The organism is Paraburkholderia bannensis NBRC 103871 (genome assembly GCF_000685015.1).
Lineage (GTDB): Bacteria > Pseudomonadota > Gammaproteobacteria > Burkholderiales > Burkholderiaceae > Paraburkholderia > Paraburkholderia bannensis.
In genome coordinates, this window is sequence record NZ_BAYA01000004.1 from 45,656 (window position 1) to 64,227 (window position 18,572).

General features: G+C 65.1%; 18 protein-coding genes. 12 read left to right on the forward strand and 6 right to left on the reverse strand.

All coding sequences use genetic code 11. The features are described 5' to 3' along the window. Positions 1 to 52: 52 nt before the first annotated feature. The 4 genes from BBA01S_RS06190 to BBA01S_RS06205 form a co-directional block, all read right to left on the reverse strand. Complete coding sequence (locus tag BBA01S_RS06190; RefSeq protein ID WP_027815666.1) at positions 53 to 931, reverse strand: NUDIX hydrolase; 879 nt, start codon at positions 929 to 931, stop codon at positions 53 to 55. A gap of 43 nt (positions 932 to 974) precedes the next feature. After that, positions 975 to 1,601, reverse strand: coding sequence for a LysE family translocator (locus BBA01S_RS06195; RefSeq protein WP_027815667.1), 627 nt, complete (start codon positions 1,599 to 1,601; stop codon positions 975 to 977). 21 nt (positions 1,602 to 1,622) lie between these two features. Continuing rightward, on the reverse strand, positions 1,623 to 2,189 hold the full coding sequence (locus BBA01S_RS06200) for an adenine phosphoribosyltransferase (RefSeq protein ID WP_027815668.1): 567 nt from the start codon (positions 2,187 to 2,189) through the stop codon (positions 1,623 to 1,625). Between the two features lie 91 nt (positions 2,190 to 2,280). Continuing rightward, a complete protein-coding gene (locus BBA01S_RS06205) occupies positions 2,281 to 4,293 on the reverse strand; it encodes a cation:proton antiporter domain-containing protein (protein WP_027815669.1) in 2,013 nt (670 codons plus the stop codon). Positions 4,294 to 4,600: 307 nt separating this feature from the next. Here BBA01S_RS06205 and kdsD point away from each other — a divergent pair, with 307 nt between their 5' ends. The 11 genes from kdsD to BBA01S_RS06265 all read left to right on the forward strand — a co-directional run bounded on the left by kdsD (position 4,601) and on the right by BBA01S_RS06265 (position 14,535). Beyond that, complete coding sequence (gene kdsD / locus BBA01S_RS06210; RefSeq protein WP_027815670.1) at positions 4,601 to 5,587, forward strand: arabinose 5-phosphate isomerase KdsD; 987 nt, start codon at positions 4,601 to 4,603, stop codon at positions 5,585 to 5,587. A 106-nt stretch (positions 5,588 to 5,693) separates the two neighbouring features. Continuing rightward, positions 5,694 to 6,260, forward strand: coding sequence for a KdsC family phosphatase (locus tag BBA01S_RS06220; protein ID WP_027815671.1), 567 nt, complete (start codon positions 5,694 to 5,696; stop codon positions 6,258 to 6,260). Next, the gene (gene lptC / locus BBA01S_RS06225) at positions 6,257 to 6,856 is read left to right on the forward strand and encodes an LPS export ABC transporter periplasmic protein LptC (protein ID WP_027815672.1); all 600 of its coding nucleotides are present in this window, start codon (positions 6,257 to 6,259) and stop codon (positions 6,854 to 6,856) included. The genes BBA01S_RS06220 and lptC overlap by 4 nt, the downstream gene beginning before the upstream one ends. Positions 6,857 to 6,890: 34 nt before the next feature. Next, positions 6,891 to 7,583 carry a lipopolysaccharide transport periplasmic protein LptA gene (lptA, locus tag BBA01S_RS06230; RefSeq protein WP_027815673.1) on the forward strand — a complete coding sequence of 231 codons (693 nt, stop codon included), beginning with the start codon at positions 6,891 to 6,893 and terminating at the stop codon, positions 7,581 to 7,583. A gap of 20 nt (positions 7,584 to 7,603) precedes the next feature. Beyond that, positions 7,604 to 8,371 (forward strand): LPS export ABC transporter ATP-binding protein, encoded by a 768-nt coding sequence (lptB, locus tag BBA01S_RS06235; RefSeq protein ID WP_027815674.1) that lies wholly within the window; start codon positions 7,604 to 7,606, stop codon positions 8,369 to 8,371. A 397-nt stretch (positions 8,372 to 8,768) separates the two neighbouring features. Next, positions 8,769 to 10,286, forward strand: a complete 1,518-nt coding sequence (locus tag BBA01S_RS06240; RefSeq protein ID WP_027815675.1) for an RNA polymerase factor sigma-54 — start codon at positions 8,769 to 8,771, stop codon at positions 10,284 to 10,286. A 177-nt stretch (positions 10,287 to 10,463) separates the two neighbouring features. Next, positions 10,464 to 10,820 carry a ribosome hibernation-promoting factor, HPF/YfiA family gene (gene hpf, locus BBA01S_RS06245; RefSeq protein ID WP_027815676.1) on the forward strand — a complete coding sequence of 119 codons (357 nt, stop codon included), beginning with the start codon at positions 10,464 to 10,466 and terminating at the stop codon, positions 10,818 to 10,820. A 425-nt stretch (positions 10,821 to 11,245) separates the two neighbouring features. Beyond that, positions 11,246 to 11,701 carry a PTS IIA-like nitrogen regulatory protein PtsN gene (gene ptsN / locus BBA01S_RS06250; RefSeq protein WP_027815677.1) on the forward strand — a complete coding sequence of 152 codons (456 nt, stop codon included), beginning with the start codon at positions 11,246 to 11,248 and terminating at the stop codon, positions 11,699 to 11,701. Positions 11,702 to 11,899: 198 nt separating this feature from the next. Then, positions 11,900 to 12,868: an HPr(Ser) kinase/phosphatase gene (hprK, locus tag BBA01S_RS06255; RefSeq protein ID WP_027815678.1), complete on the forward strand. Its 969-nt coding sequence runs from the start codon at positions 11,900 to 11,902 to the stop codon at positions 12,866 to 12,868. A 97-nt stretch (positions 12,869 to 12,965) separates the two neighbouring features. After that, a complete protein-coding gene (rapZ, locus tag BBA01S_RS06260) occupies positions 12,966 to 13,859 on the forward strand; it encodes an RNase adapter RapZ (protein ID WP_027815679.1) in 894 nt (297 codons plus the stop codon). 40 nt (positions 13,860 to 13,899) lie between these two features. Next, a complete protein-coding gene (locus BBA01S_RS06265) occupies positions 13,900 to 14,535 on the forward strand; it encodes an LON peptidase substrate-binding domain-containing protein (RefSeq protein ID WP_027815680.1) in 636 nt (211 codons plus the stop codon). An 18-nt stretch (positions 14,536 to 14,553) separates the two neighbouring features. On the opposite strand, the gene mutY is transcribed toward BBA01S_RS06265, so the two are convergent. Then, on the reverse strand, positions 14,554 to 15,702 hold the full coding sequence (gene mutY / locus BBA01S_RS06270) for an A/G-specific adenine glycosylase (RefSeq protein WP_042296239.1): 1,149 nt from the start codon (positions 15,700 to 15,702) through the stop codon (positions 14,554 to 14,556). Between the two features lie 15 nt (positions 15,703 to 15,717). Continuing rightward, positions 15,718 to 16,548, reverse strand: coding sequence for a bifunctional DNA-formamidopyrimidine glycosylase/DNA-(apurinic or apyrimidinic site) lyase (gene mutM, locus BBA01S_RS06275; protein WP_027815682.1), 831 nt, complete (start codon positions 16,546 to 16,548; stop codon positions 15,718 to 15,720). 160 nt (positions 16,549 to 16,708) lie between these two features. Here mutM and BBA01S_RS06280 point away from each other — a divergent pair, with 160 nt between their 5' ends. Beyond that, the gene (locus BBA01S_RS06280) at positions 16,709 to 18,568 is read left to right on the forward strand and encodes a tetratricopeptide repeat protein (RefSeq protein ID WP_027815683.1); all 1,860 of its coding nucleotides are present in this window, start codon (positions 16,709 to 16,711) and stop codon (positions 18,566 to 18,568) included. The last annotated feature ends 4 nt before the right edge of the window (positions 18,569 to 18,572 follow it).

Below are 18,572 nucleotides of genomic sequence, written 5' to 3' on the forward strand. Positions count from 1 at the left end.
ACTCCCGTCATTTCTCTCTGATTCAAAAGGGCTAGTTAAACCCAACGCCCTTTCACAGCGTCGGTGGTTCGAAGATCGCGGCAATGCCCTCGCACGCGTCTTCGTCGATCCATTGGCGGCGCAGCATCAGGTCGAGCGTCGCGAGGCCCGCGTCGACCGTCATGCGGCCTTCCTCGATCCAGCGTGCGGTTTCCTCGATGCGCGCGAGGCGATGCTCGCCCACTTCGCCGTCCTGGTTGTGCGGCACGAAATCTTCGGGCAGCACGAGGTCGTAGACGAAGATCTGCTCGGCCTGGGTGCCCTCGGGCAGCGACTGCAACACGTGCACGGTGCGCCCCGGCGTGGCGCGCGCGGCGAGTTCGGCGGCGATGCCCGCCTCTTCCCAGCACTCCTTGGCGAGCGTGGGCTCGATGCCGAGTCCCCAGCCGATCCCGCCCGCCACGACGTTGTCGAGCATGCCGGGGTCGGTGGCCTTGGTGTCGCTGCGGCGCGCGATCCAGAGCTGCGGCGCGCTCGAAGTCGCGCCAGCAGCCGAAGCCGCATATTCTACGACGCCGTTCAAATGCACCGCATAGGTCATGGTGCCGAAGAAGCGCGAAGCGGCGCGCTCGATATAGGCGAGCGGCGGCGCATCGAAGGCGTTGCGGATCGCGTAGGTTTCGTTGCGCCAGCCCGGAATGCGGCCCTCGGCGGCGAGCGCGCCGATCACCGATCCCAGTGCCGCGCTGCGCGCCGTCACATTGTCGAATTCGGCGGCGAGGGTTACGCGCGCGTCGGGCCCGGCATCGACAATCGTGAAGACGTCGGGCCAGCGCGCCAGCAATGCGACATCGGCGCGGCGAATCCAGCCCACGCGTTCGTCACCGAAATAGAACGGCAGATGCGCGTTCGCGTCGAAGCGGCGCGCGTCGGTGATGCAAGGCAAACTCATCGTGTGAAACTCCAGGCGTCGTCGGTTGGGCGTGAGTCAGGCTTCAGTCGCGCAGCGCGATGCGCATGCCGATGGCGATGAAGGTGAGGCCCGCCAGGCGGTCGAGCCACACGCCCGCGCGCGGCCGGCGCTTGAGCCAGCCGCCGATGGTGCCCGCGCACAGCCCGAACACCGAAAACACCACCACGGTCTGCAGCATGAACACGGCGCCCAGTTCGAGCATCTGCAGCGTCACGCTTTGACCACCGCTTTGCGCGCCGTGCGTATCGACGAACTGCGGCAGGAAGACGACGAAGAACAACGTCACCTTCGGGTTCATCACGTTGCCGAGCACGCTCTGGCGAAAGATCGTCGAGAGCGGCTGGCGCGGACGGTCGCCCGCGGCGGCCAGGCCCTGGCTGCGCAATGCCTTCACGCCAATCCAGATCAGGTACGCGGCGCCCGCGAGCTTGAGGATCTGGAATGCGAGCGGCGACGAGCGCAGCAGCGCGGCAATGCCCAGCGCGGCCAGCGTCGTGTGGAACGTCACCCCCGCCGCGAAACCGAGCGCGGCCACGAGACCGGCGGCGCGGCCCTGCGAGATGCCGCGCGCGAGCACCTGAAGGTTGTCCGGGCCGGGCGCGAAGGTGATGGCGAGCGAAGTCGCGAGAAAGAGCGCGAAGTTGGGCATGGCCTCAGGGCCTCCGTGGAATCAATGTCCGCCGAACGAGGTGATGGTGTAGAGCGGCAGGCCCGCTTCGGTGAGCAGCTTCGAGCCGCCCAGTTCCGGCAGGTCGATGATCGCCGCGCCCTCCACCACCGTCGCGCCCAGCCGCTCAAGCAGGCGCTTGCCCGCGAGCATGGTGCCGCCCGTGGCGATCAGGTCGTCGACGATCACGACGCGGTCGCCCTGGCCAACCGCATCCTCGTGGATCTCGACCGTCGATTCGCCGTATTCGAGCTTGTAGGTTTCCGACACCGTCTTGTACGGCAGCTTGCCGATCTTGCGGATCGGCACGAAGCCCACGTTCAGCTCATACGCAACGATCGGGCCGATGATGAAGCCGCGCGCGTCCAGACCCGCGATGCAGTCGAGCTTCATGCCCACGTAACGCTCGACCAGCAGGTCGATCAGCACGCGCAGGCCCTTCGGGTCGCCGATCAGCGGCGTGATATCGCGAAACTGCACTCCCGGCTGAGGCCAGTCGGGCACCGTGCGGATCAGGCTGTTTACGAACTGCGCAGGATCGGCGCTCGCGTTCGCAGGTGCGTTGGACATGATTTCTCCGGGTAGTAGCAAGAATTGAAGCAAAATTAGGGAACGGTCGATGGCAGCGGCCGGTTAAACGGGGCGAGACCCCGTCGGCGCATCAAGCCGCCGTCGCGCCCGCCCCGGCGCCTGCCTTGCGATGACGCGACAGGCGTTCCTCGGCCAGCGCGAGCTGCTCGGGCAGGCCGCGCAGCACGACGATGTCGGCTTCGCGCAGCTTGGTCGAGGGGTCTGGCTCCACGCCACGAATGCCGTGGCGGCGGATCGCCGTGACCTCCACGCCGAGGTCGACGAGGCCCAGATCGGCCAGCGTGCGGCCCACGGCGTCGGCGCGCGGATCGACCGGTACGGATTGTAGCCGCACCTGCTCGTGACCGTCCTCGCCCGCATCGTCGGTGCCGTGGAAATAGCCGCGCAGCAGGCTGTAACGCTCGTCGCGCAGTTCCTCGACCCGGCGCACCACGCGGCGCATCGGCACGCCCATCAGCACGAGCATGTGCGAAGCCAGCATCAGGCTGCCTTCGACGATTTCCGGAATCACCTCGGTCGCGCCGGCGGCCAGCAGCCGTTCGAGATCGGCGTCGTCGACGGTGCGCACGATCACGGGCAGCGTCGGCTCCAGTTCGTGGATGTGATGCAGCACGCGAAACGCCGATTGCGTGTTCGCATAGGTGATCGCGACCGCGGCCGCACGGTGAATGCCCGCCGCGACCAGCGACTCGCGCCGCGCCGCATCGCCGAACACCACCGATTCGCCCGCCGCCGCCGCTGCCGCCACACGGTCAGGATCGAGGTCGAGCGCGACGTACGACAGCCCTTCGTATTCGAGCATGCGCGCGAGGTTCTGCCCGGCACGACCATAGCCGCACACGATCACGTGGCCGCTTTGCTTGATGCTCTGCGTGGCGATGCGCGTCATCATCAGCGACTGTTGCATCCATTCGGTCGAGGAAATCCGCATCACGATGCGGTCGGCGTTCTGGATCAGGAACGGCGCGGCCAGCATCGACAGCAGCATCGCCGCGAGGATCGCCTGAAGCAGCGTGGGATCGACCAGATGCTTGTCGAGAATGAGGTTCAGCAGCACGAAACCGAATTCGCCCGCCTGCGCGAGCCCGAGGCCCGTGCGCATCGCCACGCCCGGCGACGCGCCAAAGAGCCGCGTGAGCGCCGTGATGAGCACGGCCTTGAGCACGATGGGCGCAATGAAGAACGCGCCCACCATGAACGGGTGCTGCCAGATCACGTGCGGGTTGAGCAGCATGCCCGTGGTGACGAAGAAGAGCCCCAGCAGTACGTCACGAAACGGCTTGATGTCCTCTTCCACCTGATGCTTGTAGGGCGTCTCGGCGATCAGCATGCCGGCGATGAACGCACCCAGCGCGAGCGACAGGCCGAATTTATCGGTGATGAACGCCGCGCCCAGCGTGACGAGCAGCACGTTCAGCACGAACAGTTCCTGCGAGCGGCGCCGCGCGACCACGTTGAACCAGCGCGTCATGAACTTCTGCCCGACGAACAGCAGGATGCCGAGCGCGAGCACGATCTTGATGGCGGCCATGCCGAGCGATTCGATCAGCGACTTCGACGAGCCGCCGAACGCCGCAATCACGATCAACAGGGGCACCACGGCCAGATCCTGGAACAGCAGCACGCCCAGGATGTTGCGGCCATGTTCCGATTCGATCTCCAGCCGCTCCGCCAGCATCTTGCTGACGATGGCCGTCGACGACATGGCGAGCGCGCCGCCCAGTGCCACGCAGGCCTGCCAGGTGATATGCACCCACGGTTCGAGCACGAGGCCGACCAGCAGCGCCACCGCGATCGTCCCTACGACCTGCGACAGCCCGAGGCCAAACACGGCGCGCCGCATCGCGCGCAGCTTGGAAAGCGAAAACTCCAGCCCGATCGAGAACATCAGGAACACGACGCCGAATTCCGCCAGGTTCTGCGCGCCATGCGTGTCCGGCACGATGCCGAGCGAGCGCGGCCCGACCAGAATGCCGACCGTCAGGTAGCCCAGCATCGGCGGCAGGTTCAGGTAACGGAACAGCACGACGCCCACCACCGAAGCGAGCAGCAGGAACAACGTCATTTCCAGCGGGGAGATCATCGTGAGAAGCGTCCTCGTTCTCTTATGCGTTGCCGGATGTGCATCTCGAAATGCACAAGCCCGGCTGTGGAAACTATGCCCGCGCCGGTCGGATCCATGATCGGCGCAAACGATGCGAATTGGGAAGTGCTGCGAGGGACTACAGGGGGAAGCCCGGGCGGGCGGCGAGCTCCGCCGGACGGGCCGCAAAGTGGCCGTAAAGCGGTGACAAAGCGGCCGCCCAGAGGCCACCCGAGGCACCGCGCGAAGCGCCGCGCGCGCTGGGCGCGCAGGCGCGGCGCGCATACGCCTTTGCTATACTCCCCGGATGATAGCGAAAATCAATGGCGACCGGGCGCTGAAGCTCGCTCGCGACGTGCTCGACATCGAAGCTGACGCCGTGCGCGGGCTTCGCGACCGGCTCGACGACAACTTCGTCAGCGCGGTCGATCTCATCCTCAGTTGCCGTGGACGCGTTGTCGTTTCCGGCATCGGCAAATCGGGCCACATTGCCCGCAAGCTCGCGGCCACGCTGGCCTCCACGGGCACGCCGGCCTTCTTCGTGCATCCTGCCGAAGCGAGCCACGGCGACCTCGGCATGGTGACCGCGGAAGACGTCTTCATCGGCCTGTCCAATTCCGGCGAATCCGAAGAACTCGTGGCGATCCTGCCGCTCGTCAAGCGCATCGGCGCGAAGATGATCGGCATGACGGGCGACCGCCCGCAATCGACGCTCGGCAAGCTCTGCGACGTGCACCTGAACGCCGGCGTCGAAAAAGAAGCCTGCCCGCTCAATCTCGCACCGACCGCCAGCACCACGGCGGCGCTCGCGCTGTCCGACGCGCTCGCGGTCGCGGTGCTCGACGCGCGCGGCTTCGGCGCCGACGACTTCGCGCGCTCGCACCCGGGCGGCGCGCTCGGCCGACGCCTGCTGACCTACGTGCGCGACGTGATGCGCACGGGCGAAGCCGTCCCGAAGGTGCGCGACGACGCCTCGGTGCGCGACGCCCTCTTCCAGCTCACCGCCAAGCGCATGGGCATGACGGCGATCGTCAACGCCGACGACCACGTGGCCGGCATCTTCACCGACGGCGACCTGCGCCGCGTGCTCGAACGCGTAGGCGATTTCCGCGATCTGCCTATCGGCGACGTGATGACCCGCGGCCCCCGCACGATCGGCCCCGATCAACTCGCCGTCGAAGCCGTGGAACTGATGGAGCGCCATCGCATCAATCAGATGCTGGTGGTAGACGCCGACGGCGCGCTCATCGGCGCACTCAACATGCACGACCTGTTCTCCAAGAAGGTGATCTGATGGCGGCTTCCGAGCTGGATGCAAAGGCACGCGCGGCGCGCGTGCGGCTGATGATTTTCATCGGCGCACTCAACATGCACGACCTGTTCTCCAAGAAGGTGATCTGATGGCGGCTTCCGAGCTGGATGCAAAGGCACGCGCGGCGCGCGTGCGGCTGATGATTTTCGACGTCGATGGCGTGCTCACCGACGGCGGCCTGCTGTTCACCGGCGCGGGCGACACCATGAAGGACTTCAACTCGCTCGACGGCCACGGCGCCAAGCTGCTGCGCGAAGCGGGCATCGACACGGCCATCATCACCGGGCGCAAGTCCGAGATCGTCGCCGTGCGCGCGAAGGAACTGCGCATCACGCATCTGTATCAAGGCGTCGAAGACAAGCGCGTCGCATTCAAGCAGCTGCTCGCCGAAACCGGCGTCACGGCTGACGAATGCGGCTACATGGGCGACGACTGGCCCGACCTCGCGGTGATGCTCCAGTGCGGCTTCGGCGCAGCGCCGGCCAACGCGCACACGGAAGTGCTCGCGCGCGCGCATTGGGTCACCGACCGCACCGGCGGCCACGGCGCCGTGCGCGAAGTCACCGACCTGATCCTGCGCGCCCAGGGCCACTACGACGCAATGCTCGCGGCCGCCTGCGCAGCAGATTCTCCGGACGCCGGGGCGCACCAATGAACCCGAAGTTCCGCCTCACCTCGCTGATTCCGCTCGTCTGCGTGGCATTTCTCGCCGGTTTCACCTGGTGGCTGTTCCAGGCCGTCAAGCCGCACGAGAACGAGGCTGCGCCGCGTCCGCTCACGCATTCGCCCGATTACTTCGCCGACAATTTCTCGGTGTCCGAACTCGACCAGTCGGGTGCGACGCAGTACCGCCTGACCGCCACCCACATGGTGCATTACGAGGACGATCAGGACAGCGACCTCACGATGCCCGCGGTGCGCGCGTTCCAGCCCGGCAAGCCGGTGGTCACGGCCACCGGCAAGCGCGGCACGGTGAATTCGGACGCCTCGATCGTCAACCTGTACGACGACGCCCGCATCCTGCGCGCCGCCGGTTATGGCGACCCCGAGATGCAGGCTGATTCCGAGCATTTCCGCGTGCTGGTGAACGACGATGTGATCCTGACCGAAAAGCCGGTTAAACTTCGTCGCGGCCTGTCGGTCATGACGGCCACCAACGGCATGAACTACAACAACGTCACCCGGGTCATCCAGCTCTTCGGCAACGTCCGCGGCGCGATCGCCCCGGCTGACTCCGGCGGCTCGTCCTGATCCCCCGGGCCGTCCACGCAAGGCACATGATTGCATGAACGATTCGCTTCCCCGTCTCTTGTCCGGTTTGCCGCGCGCCGAGCGCTGGCGCCGCGCCGCGTTCGCCACGCTGGGCGCGCTCGCCCTTGCGCTCCCGCTCGCGAGCTTCGCTCCGGCCGCACACGCCGAACGCGCCGACAAGGACAAGCCGCTTAACATCGAAGCGGACAACATGACGTATGACGACCTCAAGCAGCAGACCATCTTCACCGGTCACGTGGTCGCCACCAAGGGCACAATCCTGATCAAGGCCGACAAGCTCGTCGTCACCCAGGATCCGCAGGGTTACCAGTACGCCACCGGCACGGTCGCGCCCGGCACGCCCGACGCCAACCTCGCCTACTTCCGCCAGAAGCGCGAAGGCATCGACGAATACGTCGACGGCACGGCCGAGCGCATCGACTACGACGGCAAGCAGGACCTCACCACGCTCACGACGCGCGCCACGGTGCGCCGCCTGCAAGGCCTGTCCACGGTGATGGACCAGGTGCATGGCAGCGTCGTGACCTATGACGGCCAGAAGGACTTCTACACTGCGAAGTCCGGCTCGGACGTCGCGGGCCCGGGCAATCCGAAGGGCCGCGTGCGCGCCATGCTGTCGCCGCGCAACGGCGGCGTGCAGCCGCTCACGGGTGCTTCGGCCACGCTCGCGCCCTCCACGAAGCTTCAGGAAGCGCCGCAACAGTGAACATCGCCACCGCCTCCCCCATTCATCAGCGCCCGTCCGCGGGCAAGACGAGTTCGCTCGTAGTGCGCAACCTCAAGAAGCGCTATGGCTCGCGCACCGTGGTCAAGGACGTTTCGCTCGACGTGAAAAGCGGCGAAGTGGTCGGCCTGCTCGGCCCCAACGGCGCGGGCAAGACCACCTCGTTCTACATGATCGTGGGACTCGTGCCGCTCGACGCCGGCGAGATCGATCTCGACGGCCAGTCGATCAGCCTGCTGCCGATCCACAAACGCGCGGCGCTGGGTCTGTCGTATCTGCCCCAGGAAGCGTCGGTGTTCCGCAAGCTCACCGTCGAAGAGAACATCCGCGCAGTGCTCGAACTGCAGGTGGACGAGAACGGCAAGCGCCTGTCGAAGGACGTCATCACGACGCGCGCCGAAGCGCTGCTCGACGAGCTTCAGATCGCGCACCTGCGCGAGAATCCGGCGCTGTCGCTGTCGGGCGGCGAGCGCCGCCGCGTGGAAATCGCACGTGCGCTGGCCACCGACCCGAGCTTCATTCTGCTCGACGAGCCGTTTGCGGGCGTTGACCCGATCGCCGTGCTCGAAATCCAGAAGATCGTGAAGTTCCTGAAGCAGCGCAACATCGGCGTGCTGATCACCGATCACAACGTGCGTGAAACGCTCGGCATCTGCGATCACGCCTACATCATCAGCGACGGCTCCGTGCTCGCAGCCGGCGCCCCCAGTGAAATCATCGAAAACGAAAGCGTGCGCCGCGTTTATCTCGGCGAACACTTCCGCATGTAACAGGCCCTCCGGGCGCAGCACGCGCCCGGATCCGGCCTGCCCGAACCCGGCTGCATCTTCGCTGTACTTTCGCTGCATCTTCGCTGTACTTTCGCTGTCTCCTGGGCGCATAGCCTGCCTCGCGCCCCCGCTTCCCCCTGAGTTTTCCGTTGTGTCTGGCCGCTGTCGGCACTGCCGGCGATTGCCTGTCGCGAGCGCCCGATGCGCTATCGTGTGGCTGCGTCGTGCTCGCTCAGCGCGGCTCAACGCGCCGTTGAGCTCGCAGCCGGACGCACTGTTTGCGCACCAAATTCGCCCCCGCCGCCCCACTGGCACCAAGGCAGGGCACGCGCGTTTTCGCGAATGTCGCGTGGTATCGCGAGCGTGGCAAACTCTTTACAATGAATCGCACATTGCCATGAAAGCCAGCCTCCAACTCCGCCTCTCGCAGCATCTTGCGCTCACTCCGCAACTGCAACAGTCCATCCGGCTGTTACAGCTGTCGACGCTCGAACTGCAACAGGAAGTCGCCACGGCGATCTCGCAGAATCCGCTGCTCGAGAACGACGACGACTGGATCGCAAGCCCGCTGCGCGTGGCCGCCGACGGCTCGCTCATCGCGCAGCCGCCGCAGTCCTCCGCCCCGGAATCGATGCAGGGCGCAAGCAGTAGCTCCAGCTCGTCGAGCAGCGATAGCGACAACAGCGACGGCGAACCGCGCGGCGTGGACGACTACAACGGCCTCGGCGGCGACGCGAATGGCGACTCCAGCCAATGGAATCTCGACGACTACGGTCGCTCCGGCAGCGCCTCCGACGACGACGACCTGCCGCCGCTGCAAATCCACGAATCCACCACGACGCTGCGCGATCACCTGATGGCGCAGCTGCGCGAAACCAACGCAAGCCTGCGCGATCGTGCGCTCATTACGTTCCTGATCGAATCGCTCGACGAAGACGGTTACCTGTCCACGACCTGCGAGGAAATTCTTGCCGATATCCCGGAAGAACTCGACGTCGACGGCGACGAACTCAACGCGGCACTGGCCTTGCTGCACAGCTTCGACCCGGCGGGCGTGGGCGCGCGTTCGGCCTCCGAATGCCTGAAGCTGCAATTGCTGCGCGTCAATTCGTCGCCCACGCGCACGCTCGCGCTTGAGATCGTGTCGAACCATCTGGAACTGCTCGCGGCGCGCGACTTCACTCGCTTGCGCAAGCAACTGAAGACCGGCGACGACGAACTGCGCGACGCTCACACGATGATCCGTTCGCTCGAACCGTTCCCGGGCGCGGCCTACGGCAAGGCCGAAGCGGACTATGTAGTGCCGGACATCATCGTGAAGAAGACGGGACAGAACTGGTTCGCAGAACTGAATCCTGAAGTAGTGCCCAAGCTGCGCATCAACCATCTGTACGCGAATATCCTGCGCAACAACCGCGGCGACCCCGGCAGCGGCTCGCTGCGCCAGCAGTTGCAGGAAGCGCGCTGGCTCATCAAGAACATCCAGCAGCGCTTCGAAACCATCCTGCGCGTGGCGCAGGCTATCGTCGAGCGTCAGAAGAACTTTTTCGTGCACGGCGAGATCGCCATGCGCCCCTTGGTTTTGCGGGAGATTGCTGATACGCTGGGCCTACACGAATCAACTGTCTCGCGTGTGACAACCGGTAAATACATGCTGACTCCATTCGGGACACTTGAATTTAAGTACTTCTTCGGATCGCATGTATCGACGGACACGGGAGGCGCAGCATCCTCAACCGCGATCCGCGCGCTCATCAAGCAACTCATAGGAGCCGAGAACACCAAGTCCCCTCTTTCGGACAGCCGCATAGCCGAACTGCTGGCTGAACAGGGTTTCGTGGTCGCGCGACGCACCGTCGCGAAGTATCGCGAGGCACTGCGGATTCCAGCGGTCAATTTGCGCAAGTCTCTTTGAGCCTGTTCCGGCCTTTACGGAGCAGGCGTTTTCCGGCCGCAACGCCAGTTGGCGGAAATGGCCGGCCGCGCTAGTCGTTCGTAGCAGGCCTTTCGGAGAGCCTCACGCATCGGCGAGTCAGTCGACCGGCACAGCCGCGCTTCACGCGTCACGCGGCCATCAGCCTGGAGAAGCACTATGAATCTGAAGATCAGTGGACACCATCTCGAAGTAACGCCAGCGTTGCGCGAATACGTGATCACCAAACTGGACAGGGTGCTAAGGCATTTCGATCAGGTCATCGATGGCAATGTGGTCCTCTCGGTCGACAACCACAAGGAAAAGGATAAGAGGCAGAAGGTCGAAGTGAACCTTCATCTGAAAGGCAAGGACATCTTCGTTGAGAGCTGCAATGGCGACATGTATGCCGCCATCGATCTCGTGGTCGACAAGCTCGATCGCCAGGTCGTGCGTCACAAGGACCGCGTGCAGGGACATCAGCACGAAGCGCTCAAGCATCAGCCGCAGGTTCAGATCGAACTACCGCCGCAATGATGCGATGAAGATGTTGGTGCACTAGTGTTGGAGGGGCCGAGGATTGAGTTCCGATACAGCCCCGATTCACGGCAAGTTTGAATGCCCGACCCAATGCACCAGCGCAGCCGCCCAACCGGGCGGCTTTTTTAATGGAAGCCCGCCTCGCATGTTCAGCATCGAACGGTGCTGACAGGTGCAACCGTGCAACATTGGTTGCGCCGATGGCTGGCGCATCGCACCATCGGCCAGTACGCTTGATCTATAATGGTCTGGTCGCTTTCGGGGTATCACGTCCCCACGGTCCCGGCTCCGCGCAGGTTGTGCCAATCCAGGCGCCGGCCGCGCACGCACCGTCAGGTGCGCAAAGGCATGTATGCCTCGCGCACCCGCCGCTTCGTCTGCCGGGGTGAGGAGCATTTCAGGCCACGTTTTCGCCTGCCAACATGAATCGTTTAGCCAAAATACTTCCCATCGAGAACGTCGTCGTCGGCCTGTCCGTCACCAGCAAGAAACGCGTCTTCGAACAAGCTGGCCTGATCTTCGAAAACCAGAACGGCATTGCCCGCAGCACGGTTACCGACAATCTGTTCGCGCGCGAGCGCCTTGGCTCCACCGGTCTCGGTGAGGGCGTGGCGATCCCGCACGGCCGCATCAAGGGCCTGAAGCAGCCGCTTGCCGCGTTCGTGCGTCTTGCCGAACCGATCGCCTTCGAAGCGCCGGACGGTCAGCCCGTCTCGCTCCTCATCTTCCTGCTCGTGCCCGAACAGGCCACGCAGCAGCATCTTGAAATTTTGTCCGAGATCGCCCAGTTGCTGTCGGATCGCGAAACCCGCGAGCGCCTGCACACGGAAGAAGATCGCGAGACATTGCATCGCCTGCTCACCCAGTGGCAACCTTGATGTAGCGCGTGTTGCGCATGTGCGCCTGCCTCGCGCCTGCCGGACCTCTACGTTCGGCCCGGTGCGCGGCGTGCGCACGTATGCATGCGCGCGCGCCTCATCGGTGAAAACACGGGCAACCGGGCGACACCGGTATCCGTTAAAACGGTGGAAGTACGGTAGAAGTAGTCAAGCGATTCACTGCGGAGTCACCGGTTCATGGACACGTCCAGCATCAACGCCCAAAGCATCTTCGACGACAACGCCACCACGCTGAAGCTCAGCTGGCTGACGGGGCACGAAGGCTGGGAGCGCGGCTTTTCCGCCGAAACGGTGGCCACGGCCACGGCCAGCGCCGACCTCGTCGGCCACTTGAACCTGATTCACCCGAACCGCATTCAGGTGCTCGGCGACGCCGAGGTGCACTACTACCAGCGCCAGACCGACGAAGACCGCTCACGCCACATGGCCGAGCTGATCGCGCTGGAACCGCCGTTCCTCGTGGTCGCCGACGGCATGACCGCGCCGCCCGAACTGGTTCTGCGCTGCACACGCTCCTCGACGCCGCTCTTCACCACGCCGATGTCGGCGGCCACGGTCATCGACAGCCTGCGCCTTTACATGTCGCGCATCCTCGCGCCGCGCGCGACGCTTCACGGCGTGTTTCTCGACATTCTCGGCATGGGCGTGCTGCTCACGGGCGATTCGGGTCTCGGCAAGAGCGAACTGGGTCTGGAGCTGATCAGCCGCGGTCACGGTCTGGTCGCCGACGATGCCGTGGACTTCGTGCGCCTCGGCCCCGATTTCGTCGAAGGCCGCTGCCCGCCGCTCCTGCAAAATCTGCTCGAAGTGCGCGGCCTCGGCCTGCTCGACATCAAGACGATCTTCGGTGAAACGGCCGTGCGCCGGAAGATGAAGCTCAAGCTCATCGTGCAACTGGTGCGCCGCCCCGACGGCGAATTCCAGCGCCTGCCGCTGGAAAGCCAGACCGTCGACGTGCTGGGCCTGCCCATCAGCAAAGTCACGATTCAGGTGGCGGCCGGCCGAAACCTGGCCGTGCTGGTCGAGGCAGCCGTGCGCAACACGATCCTGCAACTGCGCGGCATCGACACATTGCGCGACTTTATGGATCGTCAGCGCCTGGCCATGCAGGACCCGGACAGCCAGTTTCCCGGCAAACTGATCTAATCGCAGCCCGCGGCGGCACGCCGTCCTGCGCCCGGCTGTCATCGCGAGGGCGCAGATCGGATGCTATGATGACCCAATCGGGTTCATCGACTTTCCCATGCGTATCATCCTGATCACCGGCATCTCGGGTTCCGGCAAGTCAGTGGCGCTCAACGCGCTCGAAGACGTCGGCTACTTCTGTGTCGACAATCTGCCGCCGCGTTTTCTGCCGCAGCTCGCGCAATATCTCTCCGAAGACGGTTACGAGCGTCTCGCGGTTGCGATCGATGCGCGCTCGAGTTCCTCGTTCGAAGACATACCGGAGATGATCCGCGGTCTCGCGCCCGAACACGACGTACGCGTGCTGTTTCTCAACGCCAGCACGCAGTCGCTGATCCAGCGCTTTTCGGAAACGCGTCGCCGCCACCCTCTTTCCGGTTCCGCCGCGCACGACGCCAACGTCGGCATGCTGAAGTCGCTGGAAGAAGCGATCGAGCACGAGCGCGAACTGGTCGCCAATCTCGCCGAATTCGGCCATCAGGTCGATACCAGCAACCTGAGTTCCAACGCGCTGCGCCAGTGGGTCAAGGTGTTCGTCGAAGGCGAGCGCGGCTCGCTGATGCTCACCTTCGAATCGTTCGGCTTCAAGCGCGGCGTGCCGCTCGACGCGGATCTCGTTTTCGACGTGCGCACGCTGCCCAATCCGCACTACGACGCCCGCCTGCGTCCGCTCACCGGGCTCGACCAGCCCGTGATCGATTTCCTCAAGGCGCAGCCGGCCGTGCATGAAATGATCGACGATGTCTATGCGTTCGTGGCCAAGTGGCTGCCGCATTTTCGCGCCGACAACCGCAGCTATCTGACTGTCGCGATCGGCTGCACCGGCGGCCAGCATCGCTCGGTCTTTATCGCCCAGACGCTCGCCACGCGCTTCGCGGGCGAGTCGAACGTGATCGTGCGTCATCGCGATGCACCCCTCGACGTCGGAGAATCGTCCCGGCTTATCGCCTAACTGGCCGCGTGCGCGCGGCCTTAACCGAAAGCGTTGCGCCATGTCCTCGACTCCTGCCGTGCTCGCCGATTTGCCGCTCTTTCCGCTGCATACGGTGCTCTTCCCCGGCGGCCTGTTGCCGCTGAAGATCTTCGAAGCGCGTTATCTGGACATGGCGCGCGAATGTCTGCGCGAGAAAACGCCGTTCGGCGTGTGCATGCTCAAGAGCGGCGGCGAAGTCGCGCAACCCGACGAACCCTCGGTGCCCGAGGCGATCGGCTGCCTCGCCGAAATCGAGCAATGCGATGTGGAGACGTTCGGCATGCTGCTGATCCGCGCGCAAGGCACGCGGCGCTTCAGGCTGCTATCGCATCGCGTGCAGCCCGACGGCCTGCTGGTCGGCATGGCCGAGCCGCTGCCCGACGATATTCCGCTGGAAGGCAGCGAGCAGCAGGCGCGCTTCGGTGCTTGTGCGGAGGTGCTGGAGCGGATCATCGCGACGATCCGCGAGCGCGACGCGGCCAGCGTGCCGTTCGCGGAGCCGTTCCGCTTCGACGATCCGTCCTGGGTCTCCAACCGTCTCGCCGAAGTCTTGCCGATCGCGCTACGCGCGCGTCAAAAGCTCATGGAACTGAACGACGCAGGCGCGCGCATCGAGATCGTGCATCACTACATGCAGCAGCATCAGTTGCTGTGACGCTGCTGCGTTAGTCGATCAAATCAGCGAACCGCGCAGCCCGTCGAGCAGCTTGCGCACGGGCGCAGGCACGCCATAAGCGTCGATTTCGCGCAGCGGCACCCACGCAGTATCGGCTTCCTGCGCGACGAGCGCGCCGCGCTTCTTCGCGAGTTCGGCCACACGCGGCTCGATGTCGAGCTTGAAGTGCGTGAACGTATGCGTGAGCGGCGCAAGCGGCGACACCGTGGCCACATCGGCGCCGAAACCTTCAGCACGCGTGACGAGCGCTGCTTCGTCGGCCGCTTCGGGCAGGCTCCACAGGCCGCCCCAGATGCCCGAAGGCGGGCGCTTTTCCAGCATCACCGAATCGCCGTCCATCAGCACGAGCATCCACGTCTGCCGCAACGGCACGGCCTTTTTCGGGCGCGATGCGGGCAACTGGCGCTGACGGTTCGTCGTCTTCGCAACGCAGTCGTCGGCGAACGGGCAGCGCTCGCAATCGGGCTTGCCGCGCGTGCAGAGCGTCGCGCCCAGATCCATCAAGCCTTGCGTGTACGAACTCACGTCGGCGTCGGTTGCGCTGGCGTCCGGCACCAGTGATTCGGCGAGCGTCCACATGCCGTTTTCCACGCGTTTTTCGCCCGGAAAGCCTTCCACCCCGAATACGCGCGCGAGCACGCGCTTCACGTTGCCGTCGAGAATCGTCTCGCGCGCGCCGAACGCAAACGAGGCAATCGCCGCCGCCGTCGAGCGGCCGATGCCAGGCAATTCCGCGAGTCCTTCGACGGTGCGCGGGAACTGCCCGCCGTGCTGCTCAGCCACCACCTGCGCGCAGCGATACAGATTGCGCGCACGCGTGTAGTAGCCAAGACCGGCCCACAGCGCCATCACGTCATCGACGGGTGCGCTCGCAAGCGCTTCGACCGTTGGGAAGCGTTCGAGAAAACGCGCGTAATACGGGATCACGGTGGAAACCTGCGTCTGCTGCAGCATGATTTCCGATAGCCAGATGCGGTACGCATCGCGCGTGTTCTGCCACGGCAGATCGTGACGGCCGTGCACGCGCTGCCAGGCGATCAGGCGCGGCGCGAAGCTCGCGAGCAGTTCGACGGGATAAGTGGCCTTCAGCGCGGCCTGGCGCGCGGCGCTCGTGAGCGTGTCGTTGGATGCGGTCGAGAGATACATGAAGAAGCTTGCCCGTCAGCGCTGGCAGCGCGGACAGAAATAAGTGGAGCGCTGGCCCTGCACGATCTGCCTGATCGGCGTGCCGCAAACGCGGCATGGCTGGCCCGCGCGGTCGTAGACAAAATATTCGAGCTGGAAATAGCCGCTTTCCCCATTGCTGCCGACGAAGTCGCGCAAGGTGCTGCCGCCCTTTTCGATCGCCGACGCGAGCACGGCGCGCACGGCGTCCGCGAGCAGCTCGTAGCGCGCGAGCGAGACGCGGCCCGCCGGCGTAGTCGGCCGGATGCCCGCGCGAAAGAGACTCTCCGACGCGTAGATATTGCCGACGCCCACGACGATATCGCCCGCGAGCAGCGCCTGTTTCACCGAGACCTTGCGCCCGCGCGTCTCCCGAAACAGCAACGCGCCGTCGAAAGCGGGCGTGAACGGCTCGATGCCAAGACTCGCGAGCAGCGGATGGCCGAGCACGTCGCCGTCTTCGCGCGGGTGCCAGAGCACGGCGCCAAAGCGGCGCGGATCGCGATAACGCAGCGTGAATTCGTCGAACAGCCAGTCGACGTGATCGTGCTTTTCGGCGGCGGGCGGCTTTGGAAAATTCCGTAACACCCGCAACGTCCCAGTCATGCCAAGATGCACGATGAACCAGCCTTCATCGATTTCGAACAGCAGATATTTGCCGCGCCGCCCCACGGAACGAATCGTGCGACCGCGTAGCGTGCGAGCGAGCGTCGCAGGCACCGGCCAGCGCAGCGACGCATTGCGCACGTCCACGCGCTCGACCCGGCGCCCCGCGACCCAGGGCTCGATGCCTCTGCGGGTGACTTCGACTTCTGGCAGTTCTGGCATGACTGACGGTAAATGAGGGTAATGGCGGCTAACCGGGGACTGGCGAGACCAGACTGAAACGATTGGGCGATGGCGCGGGGCTGGTCTGCAACTTGCGTCATCGTCGTGCGCGTATTGTAGCCAGCGCGTTACAATCGACCGAAACATTCGACGGAATTCCATGGAACTGTCTTTCGTAAAGCTGTTTGCGAAGCGCCTGCCTGGAGCAGCGCCGCGCCTGCGCAACACCTCGGCACTGCGTGCGTTCGGGCCCCGTCGCCTGCTCGGCGTCGCCGTACTCGCGGCCTGGGCACTGACCACTTCGAGCGCGTACGCGCAGGATCCGTCCCCCGACTCGGACGACACGTCCGTCACGATGCCGGACGCCTTCGGCCCTGCTTCGGCGGACGAGCAGAAGGACCTGCCGGGCATTGCGCTCTCCAGCCAGATCGTCTTCCAGGTGCTCGCCGCCGAAGTCGCGCTGCAACGCGACCAACCGGCGCCTGCCTATCAGACCTATCTTGCGCTCGCGCGCGACACGCACGACCCGCGCATGGCGCAGCGTGCGACCGAAATCGCGCTCGCGGCACAAAGCCCGACCGATGCGCTGACCGCCGTGCAGCTGTGGCAGCAGTACGCGCCCGATTCGGAGCGCGCGGCGCAACTGGACGCATCGCTGCTCGTACTAAGCGGCAAGCCTGCCGACGCGCAGCCGCTGCTCGCGCGCGAACTGGCGCGCGTGCCCGCCGACAGCCGTGGCCAGGCGATTCTCTCGCTGCAACTGCTGCTCTCGCGCGGCCCGAACCGTTCGGGCGGCCTCGACGTGCTCAAGTCGCTGCTGGCCAACGACATGAACCGCCCGGAAGCACAGCTTGCGATCGGTCGTCAGCAACTGCTGGCCGACGACGTGCCCGGCGCACGCAAGTCCTTCGAACAGGCGCTCGCGATCAAGCCCGACTTCCTGCCCGCCGCGCTGATGCTCGCGCAGATGGGCCCGGAAGAGCGCAAGGAAGGTATTGCTGCGATCGAAAAATACGTGCAGGCCAATCCGAAGTCGCGTGACGGACGCCTCGCGCTCGCGCAGACGTATCTGGCTTCCGATCGCCTCGACGACGCGCAGAAGCAGTTCGAAGTGCTGCACAAGAACGATTCGAAAGACCTGATGCCGCTGATGGCGCTCTCGCTGATCGACGTGCAGCAGAAGAAGTACGACGACGCGAAGAAGTACCTCCAGCAGTACGCGCAGCAGGCGGAAAAGACGCCGGGCGCGGACGCCGGCCAGGCCTACATTTACCTCGCGCAGCTCTCCGTCGAGCAGAAGGACGACGCGGGCGCCCAGGCGTGGCTCAACAAGATCGGCCCGAGCAGCCAGCAGTACGTGCCCGCGCAGATCACGCGCGCGCAGATGCTCGACCGTCAGGGCAAGATCGACGACGCGCGCCGTCAGCTCGCCGCCATCCAGAGCGACGACCCGCGCGACCAGGCGCTGATCGCCCGCACGGACGCCGCGATCCTGTTCGACGCAAAGCGCTACCCGGAAGCCGAAACGCGTCTGGCCAAGGCCACCGCCGACTTCCCGGACGATCCCGACCTCACCTATGACTACGCGATGGCCGCCGAAAAGAACGGCCATTACGAGATCATGGAAGCGCAGCTGCGCAAGCTGATCAAGACGCAGCCGGACAATCCGCAGGCGTACAACGCACTCGGCTATTCGCTCGCGGATCGCAACCAGCGTCTGCCGGAAGCGGACAAGCTGGTCGAAAAGGCCTCGTCGCTCGCACCGGACGACGCGTTCATCATGGACAGCGTGGGCTGGGTCAAGTACCGCATGGGCGACAACGCCGATGCCATCAAGGTGCTGCGCAAGGCCTACAGCCTGCAGCCGAACGCCGAAATCGGCGCGCATCTGGGCGAAGTGCTGTGGAAGAACGGCGACCAGACCGGCGCACGCGATGCCTGGCGCGAGGCGCGCAAGCTCGAACCCGACAACGACACGCTCCTGAAGACGCTCAAGCGTTTCCAGGTCAACGATCTTTGATCGA